A 15,143-nucleotide genomic window follows, 5' to 3' on the forward strand; every position below is an offset into this window, starting at 1 on the left:
CGTGTCCGACGCAACTCCCGTCGAGGATCGGCGATTGTTCGAAACAACCGGGTCCGATGCCGTGCTGTCCGCGTGGCTGCTTGTCGGCGTCGTCCTCTTCGCGCTGGAGGCGGGCGCAGTCGCGAACTTCCTGACCGGCCTGCTCGCCGATTTCGTCGGGGCACTCCCGACGGCCGGCAGCGACGGATCGCTGCTATCGAGCGTCACCGCAGTCTTCGACGCCGCTCAACAGCAGACGAACGCGATCCCGACCGTGCTCTCGCGGGACGTCGTTCCCAATGCCGGCCACTGGAACGGACAGCAGTGGGTCGGCACCTTCTTCGGGCTGTCGCCCGGCGTCTCCTGGGCGATCCGGACGGTACTCGTCTACGCCTATGCGTTCGCGTGGGTCGCCTGGGCCGCCGTCGGGTATCGCTACTACCGCCGGGAGATCAGAGCCGCCGACTGGACGCCCCGCGACGACGTTATCGATCGCTTTCGATCACACCGGTGGGGGCTGTTCGGCGCGCTGATCGTGTTCATGTTCGTCGTGATGGCGATCTTCGCGCCGACGCTCGGCCCGACGACCGTCGAACAGAACATGCGCAACTCCTACGCCTACGAGATCGACTACTGGAACGAGGAAACCGGCTCCGTCGAGTCGATCCTGGTCGGCGAGGCCAACCTCGATTCCCAGTCGACCGGCGACAGTTCGCGGGTGATGCCGCTGACCTACGACGACTACGGCCGGTTCCACCCCTTCGGGACGATGCCCAACGGCCGTGATCTGTTTACGTTCATCGCCGTCGGGTCACGGATATCGCTGGTCATCGGCGTCCTCTCGGTCGGGTTGAGTGCCCTGCTTGCGGTCTCGCTGGCCCTGATCGCCGCCTACTACAAGGGTCGGGTTGACCTCGGCACGGTCCTGGTTTCGGACGGCGTGATGGCGATGCCACAACTCCTGCTCATCATCATGCTCACGACTGTTCTGGGCGACACGTGGATCGGTGACGTTTACAGCGGCGGGTTCGTGCTCGCGCTCATCTTCGCCTTTACCGGATGGACGTACATGTGGCGGTCGATTCGTGGCCCCGCCCTGCAGATCGCCGAACGCGCCTGGATCGACGCCGCCCGGAGCTTCGGCCAGCGGCCACGGACGATCATGCGCAAACACATGCTGCCGTACGTGACCGGCTACGTCCTGATCTACGCCTCGATGACCCTTGGCGGGGCGATCATCTCGATCGCCGGCCTCTCGTATCTCGGCCTCGGCGTCGCGCCGCCGACCCCCGAGTGGGGCCGGGCGATCAAGCTCGGCCAGGACTACGTCACCACCGGCTCCTGGCACATCTCGCTCATCCCGGGCGTGCTCATTACGCTCGTCGTCACCGGGTTCAACGCGCTCGGCGACGGCGTCCGGGACGCGATCGATCCCCAGTCCGACAGCGCGATCGGCTCGGCGGCCGGCCGGGGTGGTGGCGCATGAGCCGCGCCGACGCCCCCGACCGGACCGAGATCGGGGCGCACCCCGGAGATCGCGACGGGGAGCCGCTGCTCGCTGTCCGTGATCTCCGGACGGTGTTTTACACCGAACGCGAGACCATCCACGCCGTCGACGGGATCTCCTTTGACGTCCATGCCGGCGAGACGGTCGGTCTCGTCGGCGAATCCGGGTCGGGGAAATCCGTCACGGCACGGTCGATCCTCGGTCTCGTCGACGAGCCGGGCGTCATCGAGGAGGGGGCAATCCGTTTCAAGGGCGAGAATCTGGTCGAAGCTGGCTTCGAGGCCCACCGCGGCGATATCGCGATCGTCTTCCAGGATCCCGCCAATGCGCTCAATCCGGTTTACACCGTCGGCAACCAGCTTCGGGAGGCCCTCTCGATCCACCAGGGGCTGACCGGCGACGCGGCGACCGAGCGCGCGATCGAACTCCTCGAAGCTGTCGGGATCCCCGACGCGCCACGCCGACTCGGGGAGTATCCCCACCAGTTCTCCGGCGGGATGGCCCAGCGGGCGGTCATCGCGATCGCGCTGGCGTGTGATCCTGACCTGCTGGTCTGTGACGAACCGACGACCGCTCTGGACGTGACGATCCAGGCTCAGATCCTCGACCTGCTGGCCGACCTTCAGCGTGAGGAAGACCTCGCGATCCTCTTTATCACCCACGACATGGGCGTCATCGAGGAGACCGCCGACCGGGTGAACGTGATCTACGCCGGCGAGATCGTCGAACGCGCGCCCACGCAGCGCCTCTTTGCCGAGCCGGAACACCCCTACACCGAAGCCTTGCTGGAGAGCATTCCCGGACGGACGCCGCCAGATCAGCGCCTGCCGGCGATCGAGGGCGAGGTCCCCACGCCGAACGGTCCCGCTGACGCCTGCCGGTTCGCGCCCCGCTGTCCGATGGCCGTCGAGGCGTGCCGGACGGCTGCCCCCGACCCCGTCGAGGTATCGGCTGCCGTCGACCACGCCGCCGCGTGCATATTTGCCGGCGACGACGGCGACCGGACTGGGGGTGACGACGAATGACCGCCTCAGTCCCCGACGGCAGCTCGATGTCCGCCTCGACGGACGACGATCGCGACACGTTTCTCGACATCCGCGATCTACAGACCCACTACACGGACGGGTCGCTGTTCGGTGCCGACCCGCCGGTCCGGGCGGTCGACGGCGTCTCGCTGTCGATCCAGCGCGGCGAGACCCTCGGCCTGGTCGGCGAGAGCGGGTGTGGGAAGACCACGCTCGGCCGGACGCTCGTCGGCCTGGAGGCCGCGACCGCCGGCTCCGTCGTCGTCGACGGAACCGACGTGACCGCCCTCTCGGGGAGCGACCTCCGGGCGTGGCAGCGTCGTGTCGGCATGGTGTTCCAGGATCCCCAGGAGAGCCTCAACGATCGCCTGACGGTCGGCGAGATCGTCGCCGAGCCACTGGAGGCTCACGACTGGGGAACCCCCGCCGAACGCGAGGACCGCGTCTTCACGCTGCTCGATCAGGTCGGGCTTCGTGAGGAGCACTTCTATCGCTACCCCCACCAGTTCTCGGGCGGCCAGCGCCAGCGCGTGGCGATCGCCCGCGCACTCGCCCTCGAACCCGAGTTCCTGATCCTCGACGAGCCCGTCTCGGCGCTCGACGTCTCTGTCCAGGCGCGGGTCATCAACCTCCTCGAGGAACTCCAGGCCGAACTCGGACTGACCTACCTCTTCATCGCCCACGACCTCTCGCTCGTCCGGCACATCGCCGACCGGGTCGCCGTGATGTACCTCGGGAACGTCCTCGAAGTCGGGCCGACGGAGCGCGTCTTCGCGGACCCGGCCAATCCCTATACTCGGTCGCTCCTGTCGGCGATTCCGGGCTCTTCGAGTCCGGCCCCCGAGGACCTCGATCGGATCACGCTCCGTGGGACGCCGCCGAACCCGCGGTACCCGCCCGAGGGGTGTCCGTTCGCGACCCGATGCCCGGCGAAGATCCCGCCCCCCGATCACGCCGACCTCTCGGCCGACGCGCTCGGCGCGATCGAGACGTTCCGGGACGTGTTACGGGAGCGCGCCCGGGCCGAGACTGGCCTGTCCGCCCGCCTCAAGCGACGGCTCGGACTCGACACCGGTGGCCGTTCGGTCGAGGCGATCGTCGAGGAACTGTTCGCGGACGTCACGCTGTCGTCGGCTTCTCGCGACGTGATCGATCAGGCGACAGCGACCGCGAGCACGGCCCCGGGCGAGGCGCTCGCGGTACTCGACGACGCCTTCGGTTCGGTCTGTGATCGCGAGTCGCCGGCCGCACATGTCGTTGATGACACCGAGCGAACGAGTCGGTGTCTCCGGCACCGTCCCGAGCACGACGATCCCGGGGGTGAACGGCCGTGACCGACAAGGCGGGCGGTCCGGACGACGGGACTTCCGATCGACACGGAACGCGATACGGGAGTTCGATCCCGCGCTCGGATCGAGTCGCCGTCGCCCGCGAGGCGGCCAGGGCCGGCGGGGCCGTCGCCATGGCCGGGTTCAGGCGGGATCTCGACGTCGAAACCAAGGCGGGCAAGACCGACCTGGTGACGCGGGCCGATCGCGAGGCCCAGTCCCGGATCGCAGCCGTCATCGGCGAGCGCTTCCCCCAGGAACCGTTCGTCGGCGAGGAGGCCGACGCGATCGAGACCGTCCCCGAACGGGGGCCGGCCTGGATCGCCGATCCGATCGACGGCACCAACAACTACGTCCGGGGGATGCGCCAGTGGGCGACCAGCGTCGCGTCGGTCCGGGACGGCGATCCCGTCGCGGCGGCGACCGCCCTCCCGGCGTTGGGTGATATCTACGTCGGTGGGCCGGGTGGCGTGACGCGCAACGGCCGGCCCATCGGGGTGAACGACACCGCCGACACGGATCGGTTCACCGTCGTCCCCACGATCTGGTGGCCCCGGGACCGCCGCGAGGAGTACGCCCGGGCGGCCGAAGCCATCGTCACCCGGTTTGGCGACTTGCTCCGGTTGAAGTCCGTCCAGGTTGCCCTCGCCCTGCTGGCTGCCGGGTCGATCGAGGGTGTGATCACGAACGTCGAGACCAACCCCTGGGATACCGTCGCCGGCACGTATCTCGTCGAGCAGGCCGGCGGGACGGTCACCGACCTCGACGGCGAGCCCTGGCGACACGACTGCCGCGGACTCGTCGCCTCGAACGGCCAGGCCCACGAGACGGTGCTTGGGGCCGCCAACGCGATCGACCCGCCGACTGACGGATCCGGATCGGTCTAGTGTTGTGGGGTGACTCGGTCGACCCTGGCCGCGCTCCTTTAAGTGTCTCTGGTCACAAGGTGGAGATATAGACGGGGTTTCTCGGAGATGTCTTCGACCGGCGAGCGGTAAGTCTCTCGGGTCGCACTTCGCTTAGTCTGCCAGTCCTCGCTCCCCGGAAGCCGATCGGGGGGTGGCGCGTGTCCGGACCAGTGAGTCACCCGATAGCTGGGGGATCTCCCGTCGGCCGTTGACGTTCATCGCGTACTCACGGACGTCCCGGCGGCGGATCGCGTTCTTCCTGACGTAGTCGGGTCCTTTCGCCGTCTCCAGTTGCTCGCTGAAGAGTTGGATCTCGGTTTCGGCGGGCGGCATGCCATCGAGGTACCGACTGATGAGGGCCGCGCCGACGTGATCCTCGATCGCGATCTCGCCCTGATAGCCCGCGCACACGAGATGGACGCGGTGGTCCGTTCGGCGGAGGAACCGGCCGATCGCTCGCGCGTTCAGCGGCGCGCCCACGAACACGTCGACGTCCTCGCCCCCACGCTCGCGCAGCGTCGCCACGGTCCGGCCGCCGTTGGTCGAGGTCATGCTCACCGGCCGACCCTCGACGTCGATGTCCTCGACGTAACTCGGCGAGTTGAAGAAGTCATAGCCGTCTTCGGGGTCGTACTCGGCCGTGCGCCCGCCGCCGATGAGCGCGTCGGGGTGGGCGGCCCGGTAGTCGAACTCCTCGCCGCGCTCCTCGGGGACGTGGACGTGTGCTGCCCCCCGTGCCAGCAGTTCGATCACGGTGTTCGAGAAGTGCATCGTGTCGATGACGACGTACGCGCCTGGCTCCGGGTCCTGGGGGATGTCCTCGCAGCGTTCGATGAGTCGCTCGTCGAGTCGGCTATGAGCTGTGCCATCACGTACCATGTGTTCTCTCTACCCATCTATTCGGGCCCACCCTCAAAGGCGTATATAAGAGTGCTACATAGCCCTCAGTAGCGATCCCGACGGCTATTCCCGCCGGCCCGCTACCCCACCGGCCACGACCGAGCGGCTGTCATTGCTGGTGGCGAGGATGGATCGTGGACTGGAGTCCGATCCGTTCGATCGCCCGGATGGCCGCATCGATTTGCTCCAGCTGATCGACCAGCCGGGCCAGGGAGGGATCGACGCCGTCGTCATGGCCTGAGTTGGATGCAATCTCCGTCCCGGTTTCGATCGGCGACAACTCGACAGCCTGTCCCGCTGTGGCGTCACCTTCGACAACGCGTTTCGTCGCCGCTTCGAGCGCGTCTCTGCGGGCTATCAATAGCTCGGCCACCGTCCGGGCCTGTTCGGCTTCGGGTTCAACCGCCTCGATCGCACGATCTAGCCGGATGATCCCCGTCGCGATCCGTTCGAGTCGGTCCGCAGTCCGGTGATACTGGGACAGCGCCACCCGATCGATCCCGAGTGCGTCGAGTTCGCCGAACGCGACGAGTGACCGATTGTAGTGGCGACGGATCAACGCGACAAGCCGCGTCACGTCCGCCATTCGATCACCGACCCGTCCGGACGTCTCCGTCTCGCCGGTCAGTGACTCGCGGACTGTTTCCTGCATCGTCGTGACGACCGACACTGTCTGCTCTATCGATTGGCGAACCGACACCGCGGAGGCATCGAGCATCGCCCGGACCACGATCTCGTCCGCATCGGCCGCAAGGACCTCAGTGCCAACGAGGCGTCGTGCGATGGTGCGAGCGGCCCGGCGTTGCTCGTCGGTGAAACCGTCATCGGCATGCAACGAGATCCGCTCGAACCCGGTCTCGTAGGCTCCCTGGATCGGTCGCTCGACGGGGTCGACGCTTGACTCCGTGATCGGTAGCGAGACCGACTCCAGCCCGTCTCCGTCCGTCTGTCGCCCGCGAACGATCAGCGAGCCGTCGCGGTGGGTGTACAGCCGGACAGCCTCGCCCGTCTCGAGACCCTCCCGCTTGGCCCACTCCTTCGGGACGGAGACCGTGAACGTCGAGCCGCCGACCTTCTGGATCTTGCGTGTCTCCATCAGTCGCTCACCTCCAGAGCGGGTTTCATCAGTAGATCAACTCCGGCTCGCCCTCGAGGGCGTACAGCGTCCTGGCGGCGATATTGACGGCGTGATCGCCGACCCGTTCGATGTCGCGGATCGTCAACAGCACGCTCGCGACGTCGTCGATCAATCGTTCGAGCGCCCAGGCGTCGATCTCAGGATCGCGTTCCAGCAAGTCCCGGGCTACCCGTTCGCTCGCACGTTGACACATCGCATCCAGGTCGTCGTCTCGCCCGGCGACCGTTCGGCAGGCCGCCGCGTCCTCGGTCTCGTAGGCCGCCAGGGCGTCTTCGAGCATGTCGGCCGCCGCCCGACCGATCTCGGAGATGTCGAGTTCCGGGAACGGGTCCGGGCGACTCGACAGCGCGTACCGGGCGAGGTTGGTCGCCAGATCGCCGACGCGTTCGAGGTCGGTCGAGATCTTGAAGCTGGCCGCGACCAGCCGGAGGTCGCCAGCGACCGGCTGTTCCAGCGCGAAGAGGTCGATACAGTCGGCCTCGATGTCGAGGTACCGTCGGTTGACCGTCTCGTCACCCTCGATGACCGCCTCGGCACGGTCGTCGTTGCCCTCAGTCAGTGCCGAGAGGGCGGCTTTCAGGCGTTCGAGGACGAGTTCGCCCATCTCGACGACGGCCGTCCGGAGATCGGCCAGTGCGTGACGGAACTCCTCTCGTGCCATCGGATCACCCGAACTTGCCGGTGACGTAGTCTTCGACGCGCTGACTCTCGGGGTTCTCGAAGATCTTCTCGGTGTCGTCGTACTCGACGAGTTCGCCACCGGTGAGGAAGACGGCCGTCTGGTCGGAGATACGCGCCGCCTGCTGCATGTTGTGGGTGACCACGACGACCGTGTAGTCCTCGGCCAACTCCTCGATGAGGTCCTCGATCTTGGCGGTCGCGATCGGGTCCAAGGCGCTCGCGGGTTCGTCCATCAGGATGACCTCCGGATCGACCGCGAGACACCGTGCGATACAGAGGCGCTGTTGTTGCCCACCGGACAGCCCGAGGGCGTTGTCCGCCAGCCGGTCTTTCACCTCGTCCCACAGGGCTGCCTGCCGCAGTGTCCGCTCGACGAGTTCGTCTTCGGCGTCCTTCTCGTCGCGCCCGAGCAGCCGGGCCGCAAGTCCGCGGTTGATGTCCCCGTGCTTTCGGGGGCCGTACGCGACGTTCTCCCGGATCGACTTGGGGAACGGGTTCGGGGACTGAAACACCATCCCGATCCGCTTGCGGAGCTCGACCAGATCGACGCCCTCCTGATAGATGTCACTGCCGTCGAACTCGACGGTCCCCTCGACGCGGGCACTCTTGATCCGGTCGTTCATCCGGTTGAGCGAGCGGAGGAACGTCGACTTCCCACAGCCCGAGGGGCCGATCAGCGCCGTGACGCTCTCTTCGGGGATGTCCATCGAGACGTCCTTGATCGCCCGCTCGTCGCCGTAGTAGACGTTCAGGTCCTCGACTGACAGGACCGCCTCGCTCCCGAACTCGTAGTCGGTCCACGCCTCGCGCGTCCGCTCCGTGCTCTCGCCGGACGTTGTCTCGATTTCCGTGCCTGTGCTGCCTTCTGACGCCATCGTCGTCTCAGTCATGGTGTAGTTTCCTCCGGAAGTACCGCCGCGAGGCGACGGCCACGGCGAAAAACGACAGGACGACGCCGAGTAACACGAACGCCGTCGCCCAGCCGAACGCCATGTTCCCCGACACGCCGGCGGTGATGATCGCGTACAGCTGGTATGGAAGCGCACTCGCCGATTCGAGCAACGCGGAATTGGTCACCGACACGAACGGCGGCTGGGCCGTCAGGCCGACCTCGAAACTCGAGAGGACCGCCGGGGCCTTCCCCGGCTCGACCGGGCCGTTCAACACGAGCAACAGTGGGGCAGTCTCGCCGGCGATGCGGCCGACCCCGAGGATGACGCCAGTGATGATCCCCGGCATCGAGGCGGGGATGACGACCTCCTTGATCGTGTCCCACTTGCTGACGCCCAGCGCGGCGCTGGCGTCCCGGTACTCGTCGGGGACGCTCTGCATCGCCTCCCGGCTCGTGACCAACACGAGCGGGAGCAACATGAACCCGAGCACGAGCTGGGAGGCGAAGATCGACCCGCTGTTGCCGAATCGCGGGACGATGAACGCCAGCCCGAACAGCCCGAAGACGATGCTCGGCGTGCTCCAGAGGCCGTTCGTGGCCACGTCGACGCCCTTGGTGAAGAGGCTGTCCTCGGCGTACTCCGTGAGGAAGACGGCCGCGCCGACGGCGATCGGCACGGCGAAGGCGACTGCGCCGACGACGATCCAGACGGTCCCGATCAGCGCCGGCATGACTCCGCGCTGGATCCCGAGCCCCTGGGTCGGGTTCATCACGAACGGCCAGTCGACGGTCCCGCTCGCGACCAGTCCCACGGTCTCTGTTCCGATCGAGTTGCCGGTGAGGAGCACGTGCAGCGACGCAGCCAGCACTCCCAGGAGCAACAGCTGCGTACTCGAAGCGAGCGGCGGGATCGAAGCGCGAGCGGGGCCGTCCCGGAACCGTCCCGGCAGACCCGCGGCGATGGACGCGCTACTCAGTGCGCAGACGACCACGGCAAACGTGCCGACCAGCGAGACGCCGGCCACGGCCAGCGGGCCGACGAGGAGTTCGATGGTGACGCCCGCTGCGAGCGCGATTGCGAGGCCAACCCCGGCGCGCTTGAGTCTTCGTGCCCGCCGATCGGATGGCCGCCACGGCGTCGCTTGCCTGGCGGCCAGCACCGCGAGGCCGCTGACGAAGGCGGCCGGCAGCGCGCCGACGGCCGCCGTCGGCTGGATCGTCGTCGTGGCCGTCGTGAGCCCGTTGCCGCTCACGATCGCGTACCCGAGCCCCGAACCGGCGAGCGCCAGCGCCCCCGCGAGCGCGAGCCATAGGTACACCGCGATGAGGGTGACCCCGGAGGCGGAGCCGAGACCGCGCCGTCCGCGCCGGATCGATACGAAAAGGGGGAGCGCGAGCGCGACCACCAGCGTCCCGGCGCTGACGGTGAGGTTCTCGACCGTCGTCCCGATCCCGCGCTCGGCGACGTAGACAAGCAGGAACGCAAGCACGCCAACGACGAGGAAGACGACCAGCGAGACGAGCAGGAATGCGCCGTGCTGTCGCCCGCGTGCACCGAAGCCGCCGTAGGCTTTCCCGGCGGTCCAGCCCGCGAGGAGGCTACTCGACAGCGCCACCACCGGCACGACGACGTCGGCGGGGAAGGTCGCCCCGAAGGCCGCGGACTCCCAGGCCCACCCCGGGCCGAGCACGCCGGCGGTGACGAGCGCGCCCGAAAGCAGGAGGAAGGCCCCGACGGGAAGTGTCGAGCCAATGTCCTCGGGCGCGGCGAGGGTGGCGTATCCGACCGCGCCGCCGACGACCACCCCGAGCGGCCAGCCGATCGACCCGAGCGCCCAGGTGGCCACCGAGCCCGCCGTCGCCAGCCAGAGCACGCCGAGGACGGTGCTGGCGATCAATCCGGGCGACTCGCTCGGCGTCGTCGCGACGTCGAAACGTCGGGAGGCGACTCCCAACCCGACGACGAGGCTGCCGAGGCCGAGCAGGGCGACGCCGAAGTACGTCAGTCCCGGAACGGGGCCTCCCGTCTCGCCGGTCGGCACCCAGCCGAAGAACGTGCCGACGGCGGCGGCAAAGAGGAGAAAAGCGATCCCGACGGTTCCGGCGGCGATACGGTCGTATCCCGTCGAGCCTGTATCGACGAGTCGTCTCGAATATGCGTCACTCATTGGTTGCCCTGCAGTTTCCGTTCCATTCGCATCTCGACCAGTTGTGAGGCGATCCCGAGTCCGGTGACAATGACCAGGAGGACGACGCCGGCGGCGAATAGCGCGCTCCAGAACGTCTCGCCCGGCGTGACGTGGCCGTAGCTGCTGGCGATGAACGTCGTCAGCGTCTCCGTGCTGTCGAAGACGTTGTAGCCCGTCGGTTCGGGGAGCCGACGGCTGTGTGAGATCATCACCGTCGCGGCCATCGTCTCGCCCATCGCGCGGCCGATCCCGAGCAGGACGGCCGCGGATATCCCGGAGAACGCCGCCGGGACGGTCACGCTCTGCATCGTCTGCCAGTCAGTGGCACCGACGGCGAGCGACCCGTCTTTCATCGGCGACGGCACGGCCGCCAGGGCGTCCTCCGCGACCGAGATGACCGTCGGCAGCGCCATGAACCCGATGACGACGCCGATCGCGAACAGCGCGCCGGGATTGACCGAGAGGCGACCCGTGACGTAGGGATTGATGATCGTGAACCCGATGAACCCGTAGACGATCGACGGGATCCCCGCGAGGATCTCGACGGCGGGTTTGACGATATCCCGGAGCCATCCGGGCGCGATCTCGCTGATGAACAGCGCGCCCGCGATCCCGAGCGGTCCGGCGACCGCGACCGCGACGATCGTCGTGAGGACGGTCCCCCAGATCATCGGGACGAGCGAATACTTGCCCTGACCTGCGGCCCACTCGTTCCCACTGAAGGGGTTAATCAGGTCCAATCCGGCCGTCTGGAACGCGGGGATCGCCTCGAGGACGAGGAAGACGGCGATCAATCCCAGCGTGACCAGCGCGGACACCGTCATCAGGAACGTCGTGATCTTGGCCGTCAGTGCCTGTCGGAGGGCCCATCCCAGTCCGAATACGACCAGAAACGAGACCACGAAAAGCGGCGTCCAGACCGACTGGCGGAGAAACCCGACGAAGGCGGCCACGACCAGCGACAGCTGCCCGACGGCCAGCAGGCGACCGACCCAGCCCAGGCGCTGGACTGACCGGCGGAGCGAGCGGCCACGCTCGCGCCCCCATCGGACGATGGCGGAAGCCCTCGCCGGTGACTGAAATTCGGCTGTCATGGGTGTGCCCTCGACGTGCGTCGTTCAGACTTCGAATCCTGCATGATCCCGGAGAACGGTCGTCTTAGACCTGGTCGGGGAGCTTCGCGCGTTCTTCCTCGCGACGAGCCTCCGGGAGTTTGAAGTAGTTCTGTGGCTCGACGAAGTTGGTCTGGCCGAAGTCCGAGAGGATCATGTTGAGGAACGCGGCCTCCTTCTCGGAGGTCCCCCCGTAGGTGTACATGTGGAGGTCGCGGTTGAGCGGGTACTCCTTCGCGCCGAGGTTCTTGCCGTACTCGTAGACCGTCCCGTCGAGGTCGAGGGCGATCGGCGGCGTCACGCCGTCGGGTTCGACGAACGCCAGCGCGATGTAGGCGATGGCGTTGTCGTTCTGCTCGATGAGGGTCTTGACTTGCTGGTTTTGGCCCTTCCGGGTGTCGGGCTCGATCGGCGCGTCAGGGTCGCCATAGAGGTTCGCCCGGAACGCGGTGTCGGTCCCGGAGTCCTCCGCGCGGCCGACCGCGTAGATCTCCTTGTCAGGGCCACCGAGTTCGCTCCAGTTGGTGATCTCCTTCATGTAGATGTCCCGGAGCTGATCGCCGGTGATCTGGGTCACGCCCGCGTCGTAGATCTCCCGGCTGACGACGATCGGCTGGCCGTCGACGCCGACGACGTGATCGACGATGTTATCGAGTTCGTCGTTGTCCTCACCGAGGATCGACTCGGCGGTCGAACTGGCGTCGCCGATGTCGACGCGTTCGTTGATGACCGCTTCGACGCCGGTCCCGGAGTGACTGAGCGCGATCTGGGTGCCGAACGGCGGAACGGCCCGTGTCTCGGTCGGCTCGTACCCGTACTTGCTCGCCCAGTAATCGGCGAGGTGCATGTCCGTGTCGATGTCGTACTGGCCGGGGCCCCAGTACTCCTGGTCGTCGGCCGGCGGGTTGCCGTTCCACAGCCGGCTCGCGTCGTTCGCGATCGGGTACACCGTCGAGGACCCGTCAGCTGTCAGTGCACTCGTGTCCTGGGAACTCGATTCTTCCGTCGGCGTCGACGTCTCCTGATCGACAGTTTCCTGCTCGTCGTCGTCCACGTTCGCTTCCTGTTGCGGTTCCGTCGTTTCATTCCCACCGCCACTACACCCCGCCAGTGCGCCGACGCCGAGTGCGCCGGCCGAGAGGATGAATTTCCGCCGTGATGCCCTGTCCGGACGCGTCGAATCTCGCGTCATCAACTGAACGGGCGGGAGAGTTGACTAAAGGGGTTTATAATAGGGGTACAGCCTGCTATGGCCGGGTCCTGATCGATATGAGGCTCCTTTATTCCTATGGGAGACTATCATGGTATACATAGACATAATATTCCTTGTAGCGCGTGGATGCTTCCCGACTGGGGTACCGTTGTGCGTCGCCGATGCTGGTCGGGGCTCGTGATCTGACGTCACAATCGCCGTCTCAGTCGGCCTGGGCCGCGTCATCGACGATGTCTACCTCGTCGAAGACGATCCTGGCACCGCCGTCGCGGCCGTCCGCGATCTCGACACCCCAGCCGTGGGCGTTCGCGATCGCGTCGACGATCGCGAGTCCGAGACCCGTACCGGTCGCGTCTGTCGTGTAGCCGTATTCGAGGACGTCCTCACGATCGTCCTCCGGGATGCCGGGGCCGTCGTCCTCGACGTAGAAGCCGTGCTCGGTTCGGCCGAGCCTGACTGTCAGCGACGCGTCGCCGCCGTTCGAGTCACGTTCGGCCGGGCGTTCGCTCGTCGCCTCGGATTGGGGTTCGCCCGTGTTGCTATCACCGCCCCGCAACAACGGATCGCCCGATTTCGATCCCGGGTCGACATCGCTCTCGGACTCCCGCGGGGTACTTCGGGGTTGTGTGTCCGCCCCCGTTCCGTCCGTGAACGCGGCCCGACGCGGTTGCGAGTCAGGGTTCGTGGAGCCATGTTCGACTGCATTCCGGAAGAGGTTCTCGAAGACCGTCCGCAGCCGTGAGTGGTCGGCGTAGACGGTGATGTCGCCAGCGGGCTCGACTTCGAGGGTAGCGCCGTCAGTGTCGACCGTCTCCCAGGCGGTGCGGGCAAGCGCCGCAAGTTCGATCGGCTCGCGGTCCTCGATGGCCTGGCCCTTCCGGGCGAGCGCTAGCGTGTCTTCGACGAGCTGGTCGATCCGTTCGAGTGCGTCCGCGGCGGTCTCCAGATGTGCCTCGTCGCCTGTTTCCTGTGCGAGATCGATCCGCCCCCGGGCGACACTCAGCGGGTTGCGAAGGTCGTGGGAGAGCGTCCCGGCGAAGCGTTCGAGCTGGGCCGTTTGCTGTCTGAGGTGGCGGATCCGCTGGCGGCGGTCGGTGACGTCCCTGACGACGACAGCGAATCCACCGGGCGCGTCACCGACGGCGATAGGCGTCACGCTCACCGCGTACTCCCGTGGTTCGCCGTCGACGTGGCGCGTGAACGATTCGACGAACGGATTTTCAACGTCGTCATCATCGGTCCCGTCGCTCGTCCCGGTGGTCTTTCGGTCCCCGGTGTGGGACGGTGTCACCTTGGAACCACCATCGACGAGTGCCGGTAGGACGGTATCGATGGCGGTCCCCTCCGCAGTTGCGAGTTCGGGGAACGTCTCGCTTGCAGCGCCGTTGAAGTCCAGGATCCGCCGCTGGCTGTCGACGACGATGACGACTTCCTCGAGCCCTTCAAAAATGGTCTCTCTGGCCATCGGGACGATGTCCAACAGCTGGTGACGAAAGACAGCCCACGCGACGACCGCGAGCGTCCACGTTCCACCGATCACGGACGCACCGGCCAGAGGTCCGGGAATGATACCCGCCGACCAGACGGAGATGATAGCGAACGGCGGGAGAAACCCGACGAACAGCGCGGCGGTCTGTGTCCGCCGCGTTCCCGACCCAAAGAGGATGTTCGCGCCGAGCAATCCCATGCCCACGTAATAAAACGCCATCTGTGGGAGCATGAGGACGAGCGACAGGTTGGTCGGCTCGCCGACCACGTAGGCAAACGGCGAGTGTTCGATCGTGTATTCACTCCAGATGAGGTAGTGGGCGGGATTCGTGAGTTCTAAGACGCCCGTCACGACAAAGATGCCGAACACGACGATCACGACCGGTCGGGTCAGGTGGCGTCGGTATCCCAGCGACGCCAGGACGAACAGGAAAAAGGCAGGCGTCACCAAGGCCAGCAGCATGTTTTGCCCCCCATAGAGGAGCACTGAGAGCGATTGACTGTCAGCGAACAACTCGGCGGCGACGAGCGCCCCACCGACTGCCTGGAAGACGGCAATGCCGAGAAACAGGTTCGTCGAAAAATCCCGCTCGCGTTCCCACAGCCAGGCTGCGACAGCGGCTGCGAACCCACTCGCAGCGAGCACCAGCGCGATGTACAGCGTCTGGCTGACCACGCTATTCGCAGTTCAGCCCCTTATTGTAAATCATTTTCCAAAACCGTCTCCGGGAAAACACATACGTTCGGTCGTTTCACTCGACACTACCGCTGTCTCGGTGACTC

At 66.7% G+C, this 15,143-nt stretch carries 12 protein-coding genes; 4 read left to right on the top strand and 8 right to left on the bottom strand.

From position 1 onward, the window contains the following. Position 1 precedes the first annotated feature (1 nt). From HBNXHr_RS00090 to HBNXHr_RS00105, 4 genes are read left to right on the top strand one after another with little or no spacing between them, the layout of a single operon-like run. On the top strand, positions 2-1,465 hold the full coding sequence (locus tag HBNXHr_RS00090; RefSeq protein WP_275882671.1) for an ABC transporter permease: 1,464 nt from the start codon (positions 2-4) through the stop codon (positions 1,463-1,465). Beyond that, a complete protein-coding gene (locus HBNXHr_RS00095) occupies positions 1,462-2,511 on the top strand; it encodes an ABC transporter ATP-binding protein (protein WP_275882672.1) in 1,050 nt (349 codons plus the stop codon). The genes HBNXHr_RS00090 and HBNXHr_RS00095 overlap by 4 nt, the downstream gene beginning before the upstream one ends. Next, on the top strand, positions 2,508-3,845 hold the full coding sequence (locus HBNXHr_RS00100) for an ABC transporter ATP-binding protein (protein WP_275882673.1): 1,338 nt from the start codon (positions 2,508-2,510) through the stop codon (positions 3,843-3,845). The genes HBNXHr_RS00095 and HBNXHr_RS00100 overlap by 4 nt, the downstream gene beginning before the upstream one ends. Then, on the top strand, positions 3,842-4,726 hold the full coding sequence (locus HBNXHr_RS00105) for an inositol monophosphatase (RefSeq protein WP_275882674.1): 885 nt from the start codon (positions 3,842-3,844) through the stop codon (positions 4,724-4,726). The genes HBNXHr_RS00100 and HBNXHr_RS00105 overlap by 4 nt, the downstream gene beginning before the upstream one ends. A gap of 132 nt (positions 4,727-4,858) precedes the next feature. Here the strand turns inward: HBNXHr_RS00105 and HBNXHr_RS00110 are convergent, their stop codons facing one another. The 8 genes from HBNXHr_RS00110 to HBNXHr_RS00145 all read right to left on the bottom strand — a co-directional run bounded on the left by HBNXHr_RS00110 (position 4,859) and on the right by HBNXHr_RS00145 (position 15,036). Beyond that, positions 4,859-5,626: a 2-phosphosulfolactate phosphatase gene (locus HBNXHr_RS00110; RefSeq protein WP_275882675.1), complete on the bottom strand. Its 768-nt coding sequence runs from the start codon at positions 5,624-5,626 to the stop codon at positions 4,859-4,861. A gap of 130 nt (positions 5,627-5,756) precedes the next feature. Continuing rightward, the gene (locus tag HBNXHr_RS00115; protein ID WP_275882676.1) at positions 5,757-6,743 is read right to left on the bottom strand and encodes an AbrB/MazE/SpoVT family DNA-binding domain-containing protein; all 987 of its coding nucleotides are present in this window, start codon (positions 6,741-6,743) and stop codon (positions 5,757-5,759) included. A 28-nt stretch (positions 6,744-6,771) separates the two neighbouring features. After that, on the bottom strand, positions 6,772-7,446 hold the full coding sequence (phoU, locus tag HBNXHr_RS00120) for a phosphate signaling complex protein PhoU (protein ID WP_275882677.1): 675 nt from the start codon (positions 7,444-7,446) through the stop codon (positions 6,772-6,774). A 4-nt stretch (positions 7,447-7,450) separates the two neighbouring features. Beyond that, positions 7,451-8,356, bottom strand: a complete 906-nt coding sequence (pstB, locus tag HBNXHr_RS00125; RefSeq protein ID WP_275738354.1) for a phosphate ABC transporter ATP-binding protein PstB — start codon at positions 8,354-8,356, stop codon at positions 7,451-7,453. Next, entirely contained in the window at positions 8,349-10,526 is a 2,178-nt protein-coding gene (gene pstA, locus HBNXHr_RS00130; protein WP_275882678.1) for a phosphate ABC transporter permease PstA, read from the bottom strand. Before pstA ends, pstB begins: the two co-directional genes overlap by 8 nt. Further along, positions 10,523-11,641, bottom strand: a complete 1,119-nt coding sequence (pstC, locus tag HBNXHr_RS00135) for a phosphate ABC transporter permease subunit PstC (RefSeq protein ID WP_275882679.1) — start codon at positions 11,639-11,641, stop codon at positions 10,523-10,525. The genes pstA and pstC overlap by 4 nt, the downstream gene beginning before the upstream one ends. Before the next feature lie 64 nt (positions 11,642-11,705). Continuing rightward, positions 11,706-12,851, bottom strand: a complete 1,146-nt coding sequence (locus HBNXHr_RS00140; protein WP_275882680.1) for a substrate-binding domain-containing protein — start codon at positions 12,849-12,851, stop codon at positions 11,706-11,708. A gap of 223 nt (positions 12,852-13,074) precedes the next feature. Next, positions 13,075-15,036 carry a histidine kinase N-terminal 7TM domain-containing protein gene (locus HBNXHr_RS00145; RefSeq protein WP_275882681.1) on the bottom strand — a complete coding sequence of 654 codons (1,962 nt, stop codon included), beginning with the start codon at positions 15,034-15,036 and terminating at the stop codon, positions 13,075-13,077. Positions 15,037-15,143: the final 107 nt, after the last annotated feature.

The sequence above is a fragment of the Halorhabdus sp. BNX81 genome, from assembly GCF_029229925.1.
Lineage (GTDB): Archaea > Halobacteriota > Halobacteria > Halobacteriales > Haloarculaceae > Halorhabdus.